Below are 20717 nucleotides of genomic sequence, written 5' to 3' on the forward strand. Positions count from 1 at the left end.
CGACATATTTCGGGAGCGGGAGCCGAAATCGCTGTAGAATGGTTGGTCTGTCTTTTTCGATAGGGGAACGCTCGATGCACGACGCTGATTTGGCCCATGAACGCGACTATGTGGCCGGACTTTACGCCCGGCTGGACGAGCTGCGGGCGGAAAAGCGCGCCCAGCTCGCCCAGGTCCGCCGTGCAGGTGCCGTGGGCACCATGCAGAACGTCTCCGAGCGGGACGCGTTCGCCGCTCTCTACGAGGACCGCCTCGCCCAGCTCGACGCCGTCGACGATCGCCTCGTGTTCGGCCGCCTCGACCTCGATTCCGGCGAGGCCCAGTACATCGGCCGCATCGGCCTGACCACCGAGGACCTGCAGCGGTTGATGGTGGACTGGCGGGCGCCCGAAGCCGGCCACTTCTACCAGGCCACCGCCTTCGACCGGCAGGGCGTACGCCGCCGCCGGCACCTGATCCTGCAGGGCCGCCAGGTGAAGGCGATCGAGGATGACGTGCTCGACGCCGACCTGCTGGCGGACAACGACTCCCTGCAGGGCGAGGGCGCGCTGCTCGCCGCCCTGAATTCCAAGCGCACCGGCCGGATGTCGGACATCGTCGGCACCATCCAGTCCGAGCAGGACCGGATCATCCGCTCCTCCATCTCCGGAGCCCTCGTGGTCCAGGGCGGACCCGGCACCGGCAAGACCGCTGTGGCCCTGCACCGGGCCGCCTACCTGCTCTACACGCACCGCGACCGGCTCAAGACCGCCGGTGTGCTGCTGGTCGGACCGTCGTCGTCGTTCATGAACTACATCGAGCGGGTGCTGCCGTCCCTCGGCGAAACCGGCGTTGTGATGGCCAGCCTGGGCCGTCTGATGCCCGGCATCCACGCCGTCGCCGAAGACGATTCCGACGTCGCGGCCATCAAGGGCCGGCTCGACATGGCCGAGGTGGTGGCGAACGCCGTCGCCAACCGGCAGCGGGTCCCGGCCGAGAACCGCATCCTCGAAGTGGACGGCCGCAAGCTCGTGCTGACCCCGCGGCAGGTCCGCCGGGCGCGGGAGAAGGCACGCGCCACCGGGAAGCCGCACAACGAGGCACGGGTCTCCTTCGTCAAGATCCTGCTGCGCGAACTGACCGAGCAGATGACCGAACTGGTGGAGGCCGGCAGCATCGGCAACAACGCCGACCGTTCCTACCTCGCCGAGGACGTCCGTTCGGCGCGTGACGTCCGGGTGGCCCTGAACCTGTGCTGGATGCCGATGACTCCGGAAAAACTGGTGGGGGAGCTGCTGAGCAAGCCCGCCATCCTGGAGGCGTGCACCCCGCACCTCAGTGACGCCGAACGCGCCCTGCTGCTCCGGCCGGCCGGATCGCCGTGGACCGAGGCCGACGTGCCGTTGCTGGACGAGGCCGCTGAACTGCTCGGCGAACTGGATCCGGCTGCCGGCCGGGGACTGGCCCAGCAGGAGCACGACCGCGCCCGCGACTTGGCCAACGCCAAACAAACCCTCGTCAACATGGAAACGGCCGGTGTGGATGTCCTCATCTCGGCCGAAGAGCTGGTGGACCAGAACCAGGAACGCGAGGCGCGGCTGACCGCAGCCGAGCGCGCCACCAGCGACCGCACTTGGGCCTTCGGGCACATTGTGGTGGACGAGGCGCAGGAACTCTCGCCCATGCAATGGCGGCTGCTGGTCCGGCGCTGCCCGCTGAAGTCCTTCACGATCGTCGGTGACATCGCCCAGACCAGCTCGGTCGCCGGGGCTAAGTCCTGGCAGAGCGCCCTGGCCCCGATGTTCGGCGACCGCTGGCAGCTGGAAGAACTCACCGTCAACTACCGCACCCCGTCGCAGATCGCCGAGGCGGCAGCGCGGATGGCCAACGCGGCCGGGCTCGTCGTCTCCGCGCCCAAGGCCGTGAGGGAGGGCCGTTGGTCGCCGGTGATCGACCGGGTCGAGTCCGGCGCGATCGTCGGCCGGCTCCTCGAGGTGCTCCCGGAGGAACTGGACGCGCTCGACGGCGGCCTGCTGGCCGTGATTGCCGACGGCGGGCTCCTGCCGGAGGCCACCTCCGCGCTGCGCGCCGCGTACGGCCGCCGCGTCGGCACCGGGGCCGGCAGCTACGAGCAGGATATTGTGGTGATCAGCCCCCGCGAGGCCAAGGGGCTGGAGTTCGACGGCGTCGTGGTGCTGGAACCGTCCGCCATGCTTAACCACGAGCACGGCCGGGTGGGCGACCTGTACGTAGCGATGACCCGCCCCACCCAGCGGCTGCGCCTCATCGCAGCCGCGCCCGTGCCCGCCGGCATCGAAGAGTAGGGCGGCTGCCCGCCGCTGTGTCGCGCCGTTACGTCAGGACGCGGCGGCGGGTGACGTTCCGTCACGAGCTGCAGCGGGGCGGTCCGGCCCCGGCGATCCTGCTAACTTAGATTCCGTGTCCCAGCTAAATGATCTTCAGTCCCAGCAGAACGACCCCGGCTTCGCCAACATCTGGCAGGAGCTGAAATGGCGCGGCCTTGTCCACGTCTCCACGGACGAGGCGGAGCTGGAGAAACTGCTTGCCGGCGCTCCCGCGACGTACTACTGCGGCTTTGATCCCACCGCGCCCAGCCTGCACCTGGGCAACCTCGTGCAGCTGCTGCTGATGCGCCGGCTCCAGCTGGCCGGGCACAAACCCCTCGGCCTGGTGGGCGGGTCCACCGGACTGATCGGTGACCCCCGGCAGACCGCCGAACGGGTGCTCAACACCCCGGAAACCGTGGCGGAATGGGTGGGCCGGCTGCAGGGCCAGGTCCAGCGCTTCCTCAGCTTCGAAGGGGACAACGCGGCCCGGATGGTGAACAACCTCGACTGGACCGCCCCGCTGAGCGCCATCGACTTCCTGCGCGGCATCGGCAAACACTTCCGCGTTGGCACCATGATCAAGAAGGACATCGTCGCCACCCGACTGAACTCGGATGAGGGGATCAGCTACACCGAGTTCAGCTACCAGATCCTGCAGGGCATGGACTACCTGCAGCTGTTCCGCGACTACGGCTGCGTGCTGCAGACCGGCGGTTCGGACCAGTGGGGCAACCTCACCAGCGGCACCGACCTGATCCGCAAGGTGGAGGGCAAGCACGTGCACGCCTTGGGCACGCCGCTGATCACCAACTCGGACGGCACCAAGTTCGGCAAGAGCGAGGGCAACGCGATCTGGCTGGACGCAGAAATGTGCAGCCCGTACGCCTTCTACCAGTTCTGGCTCAACACCGCCGACGCCGACGTCGCCGCCCGGCTCAAGGTCTTCACCTTCCTCAGCCGTGCCGAGATCGAAGCACTCGAAGCCTCGGTCGCGGAGCGGCCGTTCGCCCGTGAAGGCCAGCGGAAGCTTGCCTACGAGGTGACCTCACTGGTGCACGGTGTCGAGGCCACCGAAAAAGTCATCGCCGCGTCCGCTGCCGTGTTCGGCGGCGGGGACCTGGCCGCCTTGGACGCAGAGAGCCTCCGGGCCGCCACGGCGGAACTGCCCTCTGCGACCGTGGACGGCTCCGGACTCGGGATCATCGATCTTCTGGTGGCTACCGGGCTGTCCGAAAGCAAGTCTGCGGCCCGGCGCACCGTGGGGGAGGGCGGGGCCTACGTGAACAACACCAAGATCTCCGATCCTGATGCAGTTATCGCTCCCGCGGAGCTTTTGCACGGCCGCTACCTGCTGCTGCGCCGCGGCAAGAAGAACCTGGCCACCGTGGAGGTTTCGGGAGCCTAGCCGCCACGCTTTCGAGCTGGCTGCGGGCAATCTCCGGGGCCCCTGCACGCTCCTCTCCGTCCGATTTGCACGGCCGGAGGGGAGCGTGTATTGTTTTCTGAGTCGCCGCCGCTGAGTGGCGACAAACCCCCAACAAAGAGAAGCAATTCTTCCTGCACACGATGTGGGAAATCGAAATTGCTTCGCATTTTGCTGGGTGGATTCGCTTCTGCGGAGTGAATTCCGGAAGAACTTCCGGGTTTGCAAAGTAGAAAATAATGAAATAAGCTGAAAACATCGCAGCGAAGAAAAGCGAAATGAATAAATTCACTGAGTGAATTGTTTCGACAAGTATCCGAATGTGTCTGTTGTTTGAGAACTCAATAGTGTGCCAAGTTTGTTGATACCAATTTATTGTATTGAATTGGTTGATTGTGCCGGATCTGCCACCCCGTGGTGGGTCTGGTGTTTTTAGCTGGTTTCAAATTTTGTGCAGCCTGGTTCCGCGTTTTCCCGTGGTTCTTTGGTTGTGTCTGTTTTTCTTCAACGGAGAGTTTGATCCTGGCTCAGGATGAACGCTGGCGGCGTGCTTAACACATGCAAGTCGAACGATGATCCCAGCTTGCTGGGGGATTAGTGGCGAACGGGTGAGTAACACGTGAGTAACCTGCCCTTAACTCTGGGATAAGCCTGGGAAACTGGGTCTAATACCGGATATGACTCCTCATCGCATGGTGGGGGGTGGAAAGCTTTATTGTGGTTTTGGATGGACTCGCGGCCTATCAGCTTGTTGGTGAGGTAATGGCTCACCAAGGCGACGACGGGTAGCCGGCCTGAGAGGGTGACCGGCCACACTGGGACTGAGACACGGCCCAGACTCCTACGGGAGGCAGCAGTGGGGAATATTGCACAATGGGCGCAAGCCTGATGCAGCGACGCCGCGTGAGGGATGACGGCCTTCGGGTTGTAAACCTCTTTCAGTAGGGAAGAAGCGAAAGTGACGGTACCTGCAGAAGAAGCGCCGGCTAACTACGTGCCAGCAGCCGCGGTAATACGTAGGGCGCAAGCGTTATCCGGAATTATTGGGCGTAAAGAGCTCGTAGGCGGTTTGTCGCGTCTGCCGTGAAAGTCCGGGGCTCAACTCCGGATCTGCGGTGGGTACGGGCAGACTAGAGTGATGTAGGGGAGACTGGAATTCCTGGTGTAGCGGTGAAATGCGCAGATATCAGGAGGAACACCGATGGCGAAGGCAGGTCTCTGGGCATTAACTGACGCTGAGGAGCGAAAGCATGGGGAGCGAACAGGATTAGATACCCTGGTAGTCCATGCCGTAAACGTTGGGCACTAGGTGTGGGGGACATTCCACGTTTTCCGCGCCGTAGCTAACGCATTAAGTGCCCCGCCTGGGGAGTACGGCCGCAAGGCTAAAACTCAAAGGAATTGACGGGGGCCCGCACAAGCGGCGGAGCATGCGGATTAATTCGATGCAACGCGAAGAACCTTACCAAGGCTTGACATGGACCGGACCGGGCTGGAAACAGTCCTTCCCCTTTGGGGCCGGTTCACAGGTGGTGCATGGTTGTCGTCAGCTCGTGTCGTGAGATGTTGGGTTAAGTCCCGCAACGAGCGCAACCCTCGTTCCATGTTGCCAGCGCGTAATGGCGGGGACTCATGGGAGACTGCCGGGGTCAACTCGGAGGAAGGTGGGGACGACGTCAAATCATCATGCCCCTTATGTCTTGGGCTTCACGCATGCTACAATGGCCGGTACAAAGGGTTGCGATACTGTGAGGTGGAGCTAATCCCAAAAAGCCGGTCTCAGTTCGGATTGGGGTCTGCAACTCGACCCCATGAAGTCGGAGTCGCTAGTAATCGCAGATCAGCAACGCTGCGGTGAATACGTTCCCGGGCCTTGTACACACCGCCCGTCAAGTCACGAAAGTTGGTAACACCCGAAGCCGGTGGCCTAACCCCTTGTGGGAGGGAGCTGTCGAAGGTGGGACTGGCGATTGGGACTAAGTCGTAACAAGGTAGCCGTACCGGAAGGTGCGGCTGGATCACCTCCTTTCTAAGGAGCACCTACAACAACCCCGCCGGGCGTTATGCCCGTGTGGTGGTGTTGTCAGGAGTACGCCCGTTGCGCAGACGATTGTTCTGCGGCGGGTGCTCACGGGTGGAATATCAACAAATAGCGGCCGCATGGTTTTGTCCTTGCCCAGTACGGATGTGCTGCTCTCTTGTGGAGCAGGGTGTCCTGGAACGGCGGGGGCGGGACGCAGGCGGTTTAGTGTTTGGCACACTGTTGGGTCCTGAGACAACAGGACCATGGCCTGCGCGTTCTTCTCCTTTCGGGGGGTTTGGGGGTGCGGGGTGTGGGACTTGTGTTTCTGGTTTCCCGGCTGCGACGTTTCATGCACTGTTCGGTCCCTTTTGTGGGGGTCTGGTGTGTGGGGTGTGTGGTACGGGGTTGTTGTTTGAGAACTACATAGTGGACGCGAGCATCTTTTATAAGAAGCAATTTCCAAGAATATGAACCTGGATCTGGCTGCGCGTGATGGTGTCACCCTTTTGGGGTGGTGTTGTTGGGTGTGGTTGGTTTCTGTGGTTCTCTCGAAATTACTCCTTGATCTTTTGTGGTCAAGTTTTTAAGAGCACACGGTGGATGCCTTGGCATTAGGAGCCGAAGAAGGACGTAGGAATCTGCGATAAGCCTGGGGGAGTCGATAACCGGACTGTGATCCCAGGGTGTCCGAATGGGGAAACCCCGCCAGGGACGCGAGTTGCCTGGTGACCCGCATCTGAACACATAGGGTGCGTGGAGGGAACGCGGGGAAGTGAAACATCTCAGTACCCGCAGGAAGAGAAAACAATAGTGATTCCGTTAGTAGTGGCGAGCGAACGCGGATCAGGCTAAACCGTTCCATGTGTGATAGCCGGCGGGCGTTGCATGGTCGGGGTTGTGGGACTTTCCGTTCTGTCTCTGCCGGGACAGTGGGGTGAGAGCATGTGCATAGGTGAACGGTCTTGAAAGGCCGGCCAGAGAGGGTGTGAGCCCCGTAACCGAAATGTAGTGTGCCGCCTGGGAAGTATCCCAAGTAGCACGGGGCCCGAGAAATCCCGTGCGAATCTGTCAGGACCACCTGATAAGCCTAAATACTCCCTAATGACCGATAGCGGACCAGTACCGTGAGGGAAAGGTGAAAAGTACCCCGGGAGGGGAGTGAAACAGTACCTGAAACCGTGTGCTTACAATCCGTCGGAGCCTCCGCAGCTTGCTGTGTTGGGGTGACGGCGTGCCTTTTGAAGAATGAGCCTGCGAGTTAGTGTTACGTCGCGAGGTTAACCCGTGTGGGGAAGCCGTAGCGAAAGCGAGTCTGAACAGGGCGTTGCAGTGGCGTGATCTAGACCCGAAGCGAAGTGATCTACCCATGGCCAGGTTGAAGCGACGGTAAGACGTCGTGGAGGACCGAACCCACTTCAGTTGAAAATGGAGGGGATGAGCTGTGGGTAGGGGTGAAAGGCCAATCAAACTTCGTGATAGCTGGTTCTCCCCGAAATGCATTTAGGTGCAGCGTTGCGTGTTTCTTACCGGAGGTAGAGCTACTGGATGGCTAATGGGCCCTACAAGGTTACTGACGTCAGCCAAACTCCGAATGCCGGTAAGTGAGAGCGCAGCAGTGAGACTGTGGGGGATAAGCTTCATAGTCGAGAGGGAAACAGCCCAGACCACCAACTAAGGCCCCTAAGCGTGTGCTAAGTGGGAAAGGATGTGGAGTTGCGAAGACAACCAGGAGGTTGGCTTAGAAGCAGCCATCCTTAAAAGAGTGCGTAATAGCTCACTGGTCAAGTGATTCCGCGCCGACAATGTAGCGGGGCTCAAGTACACCGCCGAAGTTGTGGCATTCAGATATTAGCTAAGCCCTTGTGGTTCAGGCGTCTGGATGGGTAGGGGAGCGTCGTGTGGGCAGTGAAGTCGCGGTGTAAACCAGCGGTGGAGCCTACACGAGTGAGAATGCAGGCATGAGTAGCGAAAGACGGGTGAGAAACCCGTCCGCCGAATGATCAAGGGTTCCAGGGTCAAGCTAATCTGCCCTGGGTAAGTCGGGACCTAAGGCGAGGCCGACAGGCGTAGTCGATGGACAACGGGTTGATATTCCCGTACCGGCGAAAAACCGCCCATGCTGAACAGGGGATACTAACCGCCCGAGACCTGCCCGATCACCCTTGTGGTGTGAGGGTTTTGGTGGAGCGCGGGACCGAAACCTGGGAGGCAAGCGTATTAACAGGTGTGACGCAGGAAGGTAGCCGAGCCGGGCGATGGTTGTCCCGGTCTAAGGATGTAGGGCGAACGGTAGGCAAATCCGCCGTTCATGATGCCTGAGACCCGACGGGACCCCCGTATGGGGGGATTCGGTGATCCTATGCTGCCTAGAAAAGCATCGACGCGAGGTTTTAGCCGCCCGTACCCCAAACCGACACAGGTGATCAGGTAGAGAATACTAAGGCGATCGAGAGAATTATGGTTAAGGAACTCGGCAAAATGCCCCCGTAACTTCGGGAGAAGGGGGGCCCCCATCGTGATGGACACTAGCTGTCCGGAGCGTGCAGGGGCCGCAGAGACCAGGGGGAAGCGACTGTTTACTAAAAACACAGGTCCGTGCGAAGTCGCAAGACGATGTATACGGACTGACTCCTGCCCGGTGCTGGAAGGTTAAGAGGACCGGTTAGCCGCAAGGCGAAGCTGAGAATTTAAGCCCCAGTAAACGGCGGTGGTAACTATAACCATCCTAAGGTAGCGAAATTCCTTGTCGGGTAAGTTCCGACCTGCACGAATGGAGTAACGACTTCCCCGCTGTCTCAACCATAAACTCGGCGAAATTGCAGTACGAGTAAAGATGCTCGTTACGCGCAGCAGGACGGAAAGACCCCGAGACCTTTACTATAGTTTGGTATTGGTGTTCGGAGTGGCTTGTGTAGGATAGGTGGGAGACGTTGAAGCCCGGACGCCAGTTCGGGTGGAGTCATCGTTGAAATACCACTCTGGTCACTTTGGACATCTAACTTCGGCCCGTAATCCGGGTCAGGGACAGTGCCTGATGGGTAGTTTAACTGGGGCGGTTGCCTCCTAAAAAGTAACGGAGGCGCCCAAAGGTTCCCTCAGCCTGGTTGGCAATCAGGTGTCGAGTGTAAGTGCACAAGGGAGCTTGACTGTGAGAGAGACATCTCGAGCAGGGACGAAAGTCGGGACTAGTGATCCGGCGGTACATTGTGGAATGGCCGTCGCTCAACGGATAAAAGGTACCTCGGGGATAACAGGCTGATCTTGCCCAAGAGTCCATATCGACGGCATGGTTTGGCACCTCGATGTCGGCTCGTCGCATCCTGGGGCTGGAGTAGGTCCCAAGGGTTGGGCTGTTCGCCCATTAAAGCGGTACGCGAGCTGGGTTTAGAACGTCGTGAGACAGTTCGGTCCCTATCCGCTGCGCGCGCAGGAAATTTGAGAAGGGCTGTCCTTAGTACGAGAGGACCGGGACGGACGAACCTCTGGTGTGTCAGTTGTACTGCCAAGTGCACCGCTGATTAGCTACGTTCGGATGGGATAACCGCTGAAAGCATCTAAGCGGGAAGCTCGCTTCGAGATGAGATTTCCATACACCTTGTGTGTGAGAGGCCCCCAGCCAGACCACTGGGTTGATAGGCCGGATGTGGAAGCGAGGACTAACGACTCGTGAAGCTGACCGGTACTAATAGGCCGATAACTTACACCACACACCCACCCCGCGAACCAACATCAAAAGGGGTTCGCACCCATGGGGAGGGTACAAAGAAACAAGACTGCTTGCGTCCACTATGTGGTTCCCAAACAACAAACCCGCCACGGGCACGTTGCTGAGGAACCAAAACTAAATAACAACACCACACTGCCCCCAAGGGGCAGGAAGTTGTAACCACACAGATTTCCCGCCCAGGGAACCCCGCACAAGGGGCCCACGGGTGTGGAGCAAGGGTTACGGCGGTCATAGCGTGGGGGAAACGCCCGGTCCCATTCCGAACCCGGAAGCTAAGACCCACAGCGCCGATGGTACTGCACCCGGGAGGGTGTGGGAGAGTAGGTCACCGCCGGACAACCATTACAGCCAGGCCCCGACACCACGTGTCGGGGCCTGAGCTCTTTAACACCCAAACCCGCAGAGCCGGGCGACGAACACCGAACCCTCCCGCAGATCCTGCCAGCATGTCAACGACGCTCCCGCACAAGAGGCCGCTAAAACGAGAACCCTCCGGCAGGTCGTTCCGGGGCGGCTTGTGAGACTCGCCACCGCGGCGACCGGCAGCGTCCGTGCCGTTAGCCGGGCGGGGGCGTCTCGCCTAGAATTGATTGAGATGTACGGACTTCGAAGCGCTTGATTTCGGGTTGCGTAGGGAACGAAACACGGAAACAGAGCGGCTGCGATTGCGCCAGTGGTCAGCTCATAACAGGAGGAATCCACCATGGCTGAGCACAACGACGGCAACCGCGGCGGCAACGACCGCGGCAACTTCGGCGGGGGCCGTAACTCTGGAGGCGGCGGGTTCCGCGGCACGAACAACTCCGGGGGAGACCCCCGTGGTTTTCGGGCCAAGGATGACCGTAAGCCGTTTGGTGATCGCCCGTCGCGTGAGGGCGGGGAGCGTCGTAGCTTCGGTGGCGATCGTGATCGTAAGCCGTTTAGCGGTGGTGGCGATCGTGACCGTAAGCCGTTCGCCGGTGGTGGCGATCGTGACCGTAAGCCGTTCGCCGGTGGTGGCGATCGTGACCGTAAGCCGTTCGCCGGTGGTGGCGATCGTGACCGTAAGCCGTTCGCCGGTGGTGGCGATCGTGACCGTAAGCCGTTCGCCGGTGGTGGCGATCGTGACCGTAAGCCGTTCGCCGGTGGTGGCGATCGTGACCGTAAGCCGTTCGCCGGTGGTGGCGATCGTGACCGTAAGCCGTTCGCCGGTGGTGGCGATCGTGACCGTAAGCCGTTCGCCGGTGGTGGCGATCGTGACCGTAAGCCGTTCGCCGGTGGTGGCGATCGTGACCGTAAGCCGTTCGCCGGTGGTGGCGACCGTGACCGTAAGCCGTTTGGTGATCGTCCATCCCGTGAAGGCGGGGAGCGTCGTAGCTTCGGCAGCGACCGAGACCGCAAACCGTTCAGCGGTGGAGACAACCGTAAGCCGTTCGGCAACAGGGACGATCGTCCGGCCCGCAGCTTTGACCGGGACTCGGGCCCCCGCACCTTCGGCCGCGACCGCGCCGAGGACCGCCCCGTACGCGAACCGAATGCCAGGGACCTGCGCAGCGCCAACCGCCCGGACCGCGAGCGGTCACCGCAGATCGATGAGGACGTCACCGGCAAGGAGCTCGACCGCGCCACGCAGCACCAGATCAAAACGCTCGAGGACAACAGCGCCGAATGGGTGGCGCGCCACCTTGTGATGGCCGGCCGCTTGCTCGATGAAGAGCCGGAACTCGCCTTCCAGCACGCCCTGGCGGCCAGCCGCCGCGGTGGCCGCCTCGCAGCCGTCCGCGAAGCCGTTGGCCTGACAGCATACGCCGCAGGACACTACGGCGAGGCGCTGCGTGAATTCCGCACCTACCGCCGGATCAGCGGATCCAACATGCACCTGCCGGTGATGGCCGACTGCGAGCGTGGCCTCGGCCGCCCGGACCGCGCCCTGGACATGGCCCGCTCCGAAGAAGCCAAGGACCTCGACGCTCCCGGCAAGGTGGAGCTGGCCATCGTCGCGGCCGGCGCCCGCACCGACCTGGGCCAGTTCGATGCCGCGGTCTCCGAGTTGGAAATCGCGCAGCTGGACATCAACCGTGCCTTCTCCTACAGCCCGCGGCTCTTCCGTGCCTACGCCGATGCCCTGACCGCAGCCGGCCGTGAAGCCGAAGCCGGGAAGTGGCAGCGTCAGGCCTCCGTCGCCGAGAAGGCTTTGGGCCTGGGCATCGACGAGGAGCCGGACATCATTGACCTCGGCTGGGACGAGGAAGAAGAAGCTCGCGAGGAAGCGCAGCGCCGCCGGACCCTGCAGCAGCAGTCCGAGCAGCAAGCAGCCGCAGCTACCGGCGGTCCCGCACCCCGCGCCGCTGGCGCGGAAGCCGTCGCCGGCCTCCCGGAAACCGCCGCAGCGCAGTCCGCCGCCCGCGATCTTGAGGCCGGCTCCGACGACGAAGAGCCGGACTTCTTCGAGTCCGACGACGCCGAGTCGGACGAGGATTCCGTGGAAGCCGACGAACTGGAAAGCGACGGGGTGGAAAGCGACGGGGTGGAAACCGACGACCTCGAAACCGGGAACACCCCCGCCGATGAGTCCCACCGGCCGGAACGCGCCGAGGAGTAGTCGCTCATGGCCGAAGCTGAGCTGATTTCCCGGTTTGACGCGCTCCTCGCCGACTTGGACGGCGTCGTCTACGCGGGTCCGCACGCCATTCCCGGGGCGGTGGAGTCGCTCCGCCGGCTCGCCGGCATCGGCGTCGGGCTGGGCTACGTGACCAACAACGCCTCACGCACGCCCGCCGAGGTGGCGCAGCACCTGCGTGACCTCGGCGCCCCAGCCGAAGACCAGCAGGTGGTGAGCTCGTCCCAGGCCGCCGGTGAGTTGCTAGCCTCCTTGCTGCCCGCCGGCGCCCGGGTGCTGATCACCGGCGGTGACGCCCTGGCCCGCGAAATTGAACTCGCCGGGCTGGTGCCGGTCCGCAGTGAGGCCGAGAACCCCGTCGCCGTCGTGCAGGGCTTCCACCCGGACCTGGGCTGGAAGGACCTCGCGGAGGCGTCCTACGTCGTCGCCGCCGGTGCCCTGTGGGTGGCCACGAACACGGACATGTCCATTCCGCAGGCCCGCGGCATGGCGCCCGGCAACGGCACCCTCGTTGCCGCCGTCGCGGCCGCAACGGGCAGGCAGCCGCAGGTCGCAGGCAAGCCGGAAGCGCCGCTGTTCCACGCCGCGGCCAAGCGGCTGGCCGCCGACCGCCCGCTTGTGGTCGGCGACCGGCTGGATACCGACATCATCGGCGGCAACAACGCCGGCTTCGCCACGGTGGCCGTGCTGACCGGCGTCGACACCCGTGAATCCATCCTCGCCGCGCGCACCCTGGAGCGGCCCACCTTCCTGATCAATGACCTCACCGACCTCTACCGCCCGTACCCGGCGGTGGAGCACGACGGCGAGGGACACTACCGCTGCGGAGCCGCCTCCGCCATCGTGGACGGCACGACCGTGCACGTGAGCGGAGACCCCGCGGACCTCGACGCCTGGCGGGCGGCCTGCGCCGCCTGGTGGGCCGCGAACCCCGAGGCCCCGCGCGCCCAGGCGCCCCGCCTTGAATGGCTGAATCACTAGACTGGAGAGCATGACCGAGCCAAACCCCTCCCTTGACGCGCACCCGGGCAGCGATGCCGCCCGGGTCGACTGGCCCGAGCCCGCGGAGGACACCGCCGTTGGCGACCCTGCCGTTGACGCGCTGCTGGGACGCCTCGGTGCGCTGCCGGAGCTGCCGGTCGCGGACCACGGCGAGCTCTATGCCGGCCTGCACGACGAGCTGGCCGCCGCCCTCAACGAGGACGTGACCGGGCAGCCTGCGGGAGACGCGCCACGATGACCAGGCTTGACCAGGCCCTGGTCAGCCGCGGGCTGGCGAGGTCACGTACCCATGCCGCGCGCCTGATCGGCGAAGGCAAAGTCAGTTCCGGGGGCGAGGTGCTCGCCAAGGCCTCCCTGCAGGTCCAGGACGGCATGGCCCTTGATGTCGCCGGCACGGCCGAGGACGACTACGTCAGCCGCGCCGCCCACAAACTGGCCGGTGCCCTGGACGCCTTTCCCGCCGTCGAGGTTTCCGGCAAACGCTGCCTCGACGCCGGAGCCTCCACCGGCGGCTTCACCGAGGTGCTGCTGCGGCGCGGCGCCGCGCATGTCGTGGCCGTCGACGTCGGGCATGACCAGCTGGTACCGCACATCCGCAGCGACGCCCGGGTCTCGGTCCATGAAGGGCTCAACGTCCGCTACATGACGCCGGAAATGATCGGCGGCCCGGCGGCGCTGACCGTGGCGGACCTGTCCTTCATTTCGCTGACCCTCGTGGTGGCGCCGCTGGCGGCATGCACCGAGCCGGGCGGGGACCTGGTCCTGATGGTCAAGCCGCAGTTCGAGATCGGCAAGGACCGGCTGGGCCGCACCGGCGTGGTCACCTCCGAGCGGGAACGCCGCCTGGCCGTCGCCAAGGTAGCGTCCGCGGCGATGGACGCCGGCCTGGACCTGGCGGGTCTCGCGCAGAGCCCGCTGCCCGGCCAGGACGGAAACGTGGAGTACTTCCTGTGGATAAAACGCGGGATCCGGACAGACCTGCCTAAGATCGAGGAGCGGGACGCAGCCGTTGCTGCGTTACTCGGAACGATCTGGCCGTAGCCCTGAAAGCACAAGCAGCACGAGAAGCACTAGAAGGCGGAACCCGATGAGCAGGCGTGTCCTCATCCTTGCCCACACCGGCCGCGAGGAGTCCCTCAAAGCCGCCTGGGAAGCGTGCGCCCAGCTGCACGCCTTCGGCCTTGTCGCCGTGATGCAGAAATCCGAGCTCGGCGACATGGTCAGGTTCTTTGGCCGGCTGGACCAGCCCGTCGAGGTCCTGCACGACCACGTCAAACTGCCCGACGTCGAACTGGTCATGGTGCTCGGCGGCGACGGCACCATCCTGCGCGCCGCGGAGCTGGTGCGCGAGGTGGACGTGCCGCTGCTCGGCGTCAACCTCGGCCACGTCGGTTTCCTCGCCGAGAGCGAGCGGGCGGACCTGGCCCAGACCGTGGAATGGATCGCCAGCCGCCAGTACACGGTGGAGGAGCGGATGACCATTGACGTGCAGGTGTGGGTCCGCGGGCAGAAGATCTGGCACACCTGGGCGTTGAACGAGGCCGCCATTGAAAAGGGCAACCGGGAACGGATGCTCGAGGTGGTCACCGAGGTCGATGAACGCCCTCTCACCTCCTTCGGCTGCGACGGCGTCGTCCTCGCCACCCCCACCGGCTCCACCGCCTACGCGTTCTCCGCCGGCGGGCCGGTGGTGTGGCCCGAGGTCGAGGCGCTGCTGATCGTGCCGATCAGCGCCCACGCGCTCTTCGCCAAGCCGCTCGTGGTCTCGCCCCGGTCCCGGCTGGCCGTCGAAATCCTGAACCGCACCGACGCCCAGGGCGTGCTGTGGTGCGACGGCCGGCGCTCGGTGGACCTGCCGCCCGGCGCCCGCGTGGAAGTCACCCGCTCGGCCACCCCGGTCCGGCTGGCCCGCACCCACCAGACCCCGTTCTCCGGCCGCCTGGTCCGCAAATTTGAACTCCCCATCCAGGGCTGGCGCGGCCCCGTTCCGCAGACCGACGCCATCCCCACCGGGCCCCTCCCGGTGGTGCGCACCCCGCGGCCCAGCCGTGCGCTGCCCACGCCCCGTCATGCGGGCCCCGGCGCGGACCCGGAAGCACCAACCGATCCCTCGACTGCGAAGTGACCCATGCTTGAAGAACTGAGAATCCGCGACCTCGGCGTCATCACCGACGCGACGCTGCCGCTGGGCCCCGGCCTGAGCGTGGTGACCGGTGAGACCGGTGCCGGCAAGACGATGGTGGTCACCGCCGTCGGGCTGCTGCTCGGCGCAAGGTCCGACGCCGGCGCCGTCCGCAGCGGCGCGAAAAGCGCCTCCGCCGAAGCCGTGCTGAAGCTTGATGCCGGGCACGCCGCGGTGACCCGTGCGCGCGAGGCCGGTGCGGAGGTGGAGGAGTTCGACGGCGGCGCGGAACTGCTGCTCGCCCGCAGCGTCGGTGCCGACGGGCGCAGCCGCGCCTACCTCGGCGGCCGCGCCGCGCCGGTCGGAGTCCTTGCCGAGATCGGCGGGACGCTGGTGGTGGTCCACGGACAGTCGGACCAGATCCGGCTTAAGAGCCCCGTCGCGCAGCGCGAAGCCCTGGACAAGTTCGCGGGGGAGTCCCTCGCCGGTTCGCTGGCCGCCTACCAGGAGTTGCACGCGCACTGGAAGGCCAGCCAGGCCGAACTGGACGAACTCCGCAGCGCCGCCCGCGAACGGCTGCGCGAGGCGGAATCCCTTGAGGCCGCGCTGGCCGAGATCGACGCTGTCGACCCGCAGCCGGGCGAGGACGACTCGCTCAAGGCCGAGGCCGTCAAGCTCGCCAACGTCGAAGAGCTCCGGATCGCAGCCAGCACCGCGCACCAGGCACTGATCTCCGAGGACTTCGGCGAGGACGCCGACGCCACCACCCTGGTGGATGCCGCCAAGCGCACCCTGGAGCACGTCGCCGAACACGACGGGGAGCTGGGCTCCGCCGCTGCCCGGCTGGCCGAAGTCGGCTTCCTGCTCAACGACATCGCCGGCGACCTGGCCAGCTACCAGGCCTCCCTCGACACGGAGGGCCCGGAACGGCTCGCGGAGATCGAGGACCGCCGAGCCGCGCTGGCCAAGCTGGTGCGCAAATACGCGCCCAGCATCGACGAGGTACTGGTCTGGGCGGAGCAGGCCCGGGCACGCTACGAGGAACTCCAGGACGACTCCACCCGGATCGAGGCGCTGGACGCCGAGGTGGCCCGCGCCGAGACGGACCTTCGCAAACAGGCCGCGGCCATCAGCAAGACGCGGAAGAAGGCCGCCAAGGACCTCTCCGCCCGGGTCAGTGCCGAGTTGACCGCGCTGGCCATGGCCGATGCCACCCTGGTCATCAACGTCGACCCCGGCGAGCAGCTGGGCCCGTTCGGTACCGACGAGATTGCCTTCCTGCTGCAGCCCCACTCCGGCGCACCGGCCCGGCCGCTGGGCAAGGGTGCCTCCGGCGGTGAACTCTCCCGTGTGATGCTCGCCATCGAGGTGGTGCTGGCCGCCGTCGACCCGGTGCCGACGTTCGTCTTTGACGAGGTCGACGCCGGCGTCGGCGGCCGCGCCGCCGTCGAGATCGGCCGCCGGCTGGCCATGCTCGCCCGGCACGTCCAGGTGCTCGTGGTGACGCACCTGCCGCAGGTGGCCGCCTTCGCCGACCAGCACATCCGGGTCACCAAGACCTCGGTGCGCGGGGCCGACGGCGCGACGGCGACCGGTTTCACCTCCAGCGACGTCCAGTTGCTCGACGAGGCGGAACGGGTCCGCGAGTTGGCCCGCATGCTGGCCGGTCAGGAAGACTCCGAATCGGCCCGCGCGCACGCCCAGGAGCTGTTGGACGACGCCAAGCTGTTGCCGCAGGCCTAACGGCCAGCCGGCGCCGGCACTGGGATGACCATCACAGCGGCGTTTTACCGACCCTAGGAAGACCGAATTGATGATAGGCTCAAATTCCGTGGTGCAGCGATCAAATTCCCGTGTAAATTCCCGGTTCCCGGGCTCGTCCAAGACGACCAAACACATCTTCGTAACCGGTGGTGTGGCGTCCTCGCTCGGTAAGGGACTGACGGCTTCGAGCCTCGGTCACCTCCTGCGGGCACGCGGCCTGTCTGTAACTATGCAAAAGCTCGATCCCTATCTGAATGTGGATCCGGGCACGATGAACCCCTTCCAGCACGGCGAAGTCTTCGTGACCGACGACGGCGCCGAGACGGACCTCGACGTCGGCCACTACGAGCGCTTCCTCGATGAGAACCTCGAGGGCTCGGCCAACGTCACGACCGGCCAGGTCTACTCCACGGTCATCGCCAAGGAGCGCCGCGGCGAGTACCTCGGTGACACCGTCCAGGTCATCCCGCACATCACCGATGAGATCAAGCGGCGCATGCGGCTCCCCGCCGAGGGCAAAAACGCCCCCGACGTCATCATCACTGAAATCGGCGGCACCGTCGGCGACATCGAGTCCCAGCCGTTCCTCGAATCCGCCCGCCAGGTCCGCCAGGACGTCGGCCGGAACAACGTGTTCTTCCTGCACGTCTCCCTGGTCCCGTACATCGGGCCCTCGCAGGAGCTCAAGACCAAGCCGACGCAGCACTCCGTCGCCGCGTTGCGCTCCATCGGCATCCAGCCCGAGGCGATCGTGATCCGCTCCGACCGCGAAGTGCCGCAGGCCATGCGCGACAAGATCGGCCGCATGTGCGACGTCGACATCGACGCCGTCATCGGCTGCCCGGACGCACCGAGCATCTATGACATCCCCAAGACACTGCACTCGCAGGGACTGGACTCCTACATCGTCCGCGCCCTGGACCTGCCGTTCAAGGACGTCGACTGGACCAGCTGGGACAAGCTCCTCGAAGCCGTCCACAACCCCAAGCACGAGGTTGAGATTGCCCTCGTCGGCAAGTACATCGACCTCCCGGACGCCTACCTGTCCGTAACCGAAGCGCTGCGCGCCGGCGGCTTCGCGAACGACACCAAGGTCAAGATCCGCTGGGTCCCCTCGGACGAATGCGACACCCGCGAGGGCGCCGTGAAGTCCCTGGCCGGCGTGGACGCGATCTGCGTCCCCGGCGGCTTCGGCATCCGCGGCCTCGAAGGCAAGCTCGGCGCCCTGAAGTATGCCCGCGAAACCAAGCTCCCGGTTCTGGGCCTGTGCCTGGGCCTGCAGTGCATGGTGATCGAGTACGCCCGGAACGTGGTCGGCCTCGAGGGCGCGTCCTCGTCCGAGTTCGAACCGGACTCCAAGTACCCGGTCATCGCCACGATGGAAGAACAGCTCGACATCGTGGAGGGCAAGGGCGACCTGGGCGGCACCATGCGCCTGGGCCTGTACGAGGCGAAGCTGGACGAGGGTTCGGTCGTCGCCGAGACCTACGGCACCACCACGGTCAGCGAACGCCACCGGCACCGCTACGAGGTCAACAACAAGTACCGCGAGCAGATCGCCGCCCAGGGCCTGGTGTTCTCCGGTACCTCACCAGACGGCAAGCTGGTCGAGTACGTGGAGCTTCCCCGTGAAGTCCACCCGTACTACGTGGCCACGCAGGCGCACCCTGAGCTCAGCTCACGGCCCACCCGCCCGCACCCGCTGTTCGCGGGACTGGTCAAGGCCGCCTTGGATCACCAGCACGGCGCAGGCCAGCCGGCCGCGGCCACTGGCAAGGCTGCTGCTGCCAAGTCGACTCCGGCAGAGTCAAAGTAACCCCCAACTGAATCAAAGGACGGCGCGATGCCCGGTAAGTCTGAGACCCCCAATGCTGCACGGCAGGTTTCGGATGAGCCGAGCCCGCGCCGTCTTTTGTCTTCCGAGAAGGTCTACGAAGGCCGGATCTGGGATGTGGTCAGCGACAGTTTCCAACTGAGCGACGACGGCGAGCCCCTGGTCCGCGACTATATCGACCACCCCGGGGCCGTCGCCGTGCTGCCGATGAACGACGACGGCGAGATCCTGCTGATCAAGCAGTACCGGCACCCGGTCGGCATGGCCCTCTGGGAGATTCCGGCCGGACTGCTCGACGTCGAGGGCGAGGACTTTGTAGCCGGCGCGGCCCGGGAACTCGCTGAAGAAGCGGACCTCGTGGCCGGTCAGTGGAACGTGCTGGCCGACTTCTTCAACTCGCCCGGGTCCTCCAGCGAGGCCATCCGCATTTACCTGGCCCGGGGCCTAAGTGACGTTCCCGGCCACGAACTGCATGTCCGCACCGACGAGGAAGCGGAAATCGAGCTGCACTGGATCCCGCTCGACGCAGCCGTCGCGGCGGTGCTGGAGGGGCGGCTGCACAACCCGTCGGCCGTCGTCGGGATCCTCGCTGCCGCCGCGGCCCGCGGTGACGGGTTCCGGGGACTCCGCCCGGCCGACGCGCCGTGGCCGGCCCACCCCAGCCAGCGCTGATGACCGGTCTGCTGGCGGCCGAACCACCCGCCGCTGAGCCTTCCGCGGTCGAGCCTGCGCAGGCCGAGCCACCCGCCGCTGAGCCTCCCGCGGGACGGCCCCACGCCGTCGGCGAGCCTGCGCAGGCCGTCGAGCCTCACGCCGAGCAGCCCGCCCGGCCGCTGACCGCCGTCGACCGGGCCGTCACCGACTACCTGCAGCACATGGGGGTGGAGCGCGGACTGGCCGCGAACACACTCTCCGCGTACCGGCGCGACCTCGCCCGCTACGCGCGGCACCTCGCCAGCGCCGGGCGCCGGCGCCCGGAGGAGATCACCCGACGGGACGTGACCGGCTTCGTGCAGGCGCTCTCCGACGGATCCGACGGCGGGTCGGCGCTGGGCGTGCGCTCTGCAGCCCGCACCGTGGTGGCGGTCCGCGGACTGCACAAATTCTGGGCGTTGGAAGGCGTAACGCCCACCGATCCCGCCAGTGATGTGCACCCGCCGATGCCCGGGAAGCGGCTACCCAAGGCCATCTCGGTAGACGAGGTAACCCGCATCCTGGAAGCGGTCGGAACGGATACCGCCACCGGGCTCCGCGACCGCGCCCTGCTTGAATTCCTTTACTCCACCGGGGCGCGCATCAGCGAGGCTGTGGGCCTCGACGTCGATGACATCTCGCTGCAGGGCGACGGCGAAGCCGGCGACGGGCCCGGCACCGGCGAGCCTGGCACCGCCGGTCCGGCGATCGTCCGGTTGTTCGGTAAGGGCTCCAAGGAACGGCTGGTACCGCTGGGATCGTACGGGGCCCGTGCCCTGGACGCCTACCTGGTCCGCGGCCGGCCGCTGCTCGCGGCCAAGGGCAAGGGCACTCCTGCGCTGTTCCTGAACGCCCGGGGCGGCCGGATCAGCCGGCAAAGCGCTTGGACCATCCTCAAGGCCGCCGCCGAGAAGGCCAACATCACCAAGGACGTTTCGCCCCATACCCTCAGGCACTCCTTCGCCACGCACCTGCTGGAAGGCGGGGCGGATGTGCGCGTGGTGCAGGAACTGTTGGGCCATGCTTCCGTGACCACCACGCAGGTCTACACCCTGGTCACCGCCGATACCCTGCGCGAAATCTACGCCGCCGCGCATCCGAGGGCGCTGGGCTGAGGCAGCTGGGCCGGCGGCTGCGCCCGCCGCGGGCCTGAGGCTGGCCCGCGGCTGACGGAAGCCCGTCGCGACCTCATCGACCTGGCGA

At 65.2% G+C, this 20717-nt stretch carries 11 protein-coding genes and 3 rRNA genes; all 14 read left to right on the forward strand.

Annotated elements, in window-relative coordinates:
* Positions 1-74: 74 nt before the first annotated feature.
* Positions 75-2303, forward strand: a complete 2229-nt coding sequence (locus tag AC1MBE_RS16060; protein WP_479779611.1) for a HelD family protein — start codon at positions 75-77, stop codon at positions 2301-2303.
* 115 nt (positions 2304-2418) lie between these two features.
* Positions 2419-3732, forward strand: a complete 1314-nt coding sequence (gene tyrS, locus AC1MBE_RS16065) for a tyrosine--tRNA ligase (protein ID WP_479779613.1) — start codon at positions 2419-2421, stop codon at positions 3730-3732.
* 522 nt (positions 3733-4254) lie between these two features.
* Positions 4255-5779: ribosomal RNA gene (locus tag AC1MBE_RS16070) — 16S ribosomal RNA — on the forward strand.
* A 567-nt stretch (positions 5780-6346) separates the two neighbouring features.
* Positions 6347-9480, forward strand: a 23S ribosomal RNA gene (locus AC1MBE_RS16075).
* Positions 9481-9720: 240 nt separating this feature from the next.
* Positions 9721-9837: ribosomal RNA gene (gene rrf, locus AC1MBE_RS16080) — 5S ribosomal RNA — on the forward strand.
* The 16S, 23S and 5S rRNA genes sit together here, the layout of an rRNA operon.
* 366 nt (positions 9838-10203) lie before the next feature.
* Positions 10204-12081, forward strand: coding sequence for a tetratricopeptide repeat protein (locus tag AC1MBE_RS16085; RefSeq protein ID WP_479779615.1), 1878 nt, complete (start codon positions 10204-10206; stop codon positions 12079-12081).
* Positions 12082-12087: 6 nt separating this feature from the next.
* Positions 12088-13080 (forward strand): HAD-IIA family hydrolase, encoded by a 993-nt coding sequence (locus tag AC1MBE_RS16090; protein WP_479779617.1) that lies wholly within the window; start codon positions 12088-12090, stop codon positions 13078-13080.
* 10 nt (positions 13081-13090) lie between these two features.
* Entirely contained in the window at positions 13091-13339 is a 249-nt protein-coding gene (locus AC1MBE_RS16095) for a hypothetical protein (protein WP_479779619.1), read from the forward strand.
* Positions 13336-14142: a TlyA family RNA methyltransferase gene (locus tag AC1MBE_RS16100; protein WP_479779621.1), complete on the forward strand. Its 807-nt coding sequence runs from the start codon at positions 13336-13338 to the stop codon at positions 14140-14142. Before AC1MBE_RS16095 ends, AC1MBE_RS16100 begins: the two co-directional genes overlap by 4 nt.
* A gap of 46 nt (positions 14143-14188) precedes the next feature.
* Entirely contained in the window at positions 14189-15226 is a 1038-nt protein-coding gene (locus AC1MBE_RS16105; RefSeq protein ID WP_479779623.1) for an NAD kinase, read from the forward strand.
* 3 nt (positions 15227-15229) lie between these two features.
* A complete protein-coding gene (gene recN, locus AC1MBE_RS16110; protein ID WP_479779624.1) occupies positions 15230-16966 on the forward strand; it encodes a DNA repair protein RecN in 1737 nt (578 codons plus the stop codon).
* A gap of 70 nt (positions 16967-17036) precedes the next feature.
* Positions 17037-18803, forward strand: coding sequence for a CTP synthase (locus AC1MBE_RS16115; RefSeq protein ID WP_479782668.1), 1767 nt, complete (start codon positions 17037-17039; stop codon positions 18801-18803).
* Between the two features lie 27 nt (positions 18804-18830).
* Positions 18831-19493, forward strand: a complete 663-nt coding sequence (locus AC1MBE_RS16120; RefSeq protein ID WP_479779626.1) for an NUDIX domain-containing protein — start codon at positions 18831-18833, stop codon at positions 19491-19493.
* Positions 19493-20629, forward strand: coding sequence for a site-specific tyrosine recombinase XerD (xerD, locus tag AC1MBE_RS16125; protein ID WP_479779628.1), 1137 nt, complete (start codon positions 19493-19495; stop codon positions 20627-20629). The genes AC1MBE_RS16120 and xerD overlap by 1 nt, the downstream gene beginning before the upstream one ends.
* Positions 20630-20717 lie beyond the last annotated feature (88 nt).

This window comes from Arthrobacter sp. BG5 (genome assembly GCF_056680155.1).

Coding starts and splice junctions, on each gene's coding strand:
- AC1MBE_RS16120 (WP_479779626.1), top strand. CDS start 18,831: ATGCCCGGTAAGTCTGAGACCCCCAATGCTGCACGGCAGGTTTCGGAT.
- AC1MBE_RS16115 (WP_479782668.1), top strand. CDS start 17,037: ATGATAGGCTCAAATTCCGTGGTGCAGCGATCAAATTCCCGTGTAAAT.
- recN (WP_479779624.1), top strand. CDS start 15,230: ATGCTTGAAGAACTGAGAATCCGCGACCTCGGCGTCATCACCGACGCG.
- xerD (WP_479779628.1), top strand. CDS start 19,493: ATGACCGGTCTGCTGGCGGCCGAACCACCCGCCGCTGAGCCTTCCGCG.
- AC1MBE_RS16085 (WP_479779615.1), top strand. CDS start 10,204: ATGGCTGAGCACAACGACGGCAACCGCGGCGGCAACGACCGCGGCAAC.
- AC1MBE_RS16105 (WP_479779623.1), top strand. CDS start 14,189: ATGAGCAGGCGTGTCCTCATCCTTGCCCACACCGGCCGCGAGGAGTCC.
- AC1MBE_RS16100 (WP_479779621.1), top strand. CDS start 13,336: ATGACCAGGCTTGACCAGGCCCTGGTCAGCCGCGGGCTGGCGAGGTCA.
- AC1MBE_RS16090 (WP_479779617.1), top strand. CDS start 12,088: ATGGCCGAAGCTGAGCTGATTTCCCGGTTTGACGCGCTCCTCGCCGAC.
- AC1MBE_RS16095 (WP_479779619.1), top strand. CDS start 13,091: ATGACCGAGCCAAACCCCTCCCTTGACGCGCACCCGGGCAGCGATGCC.
- AC1MBE_RS16060 (WP_479779611.1), top strand. CDS start 75: ATGCACGACGCTGATTTGGCCCATGAACGCGACTATGTGGCCGGACTT.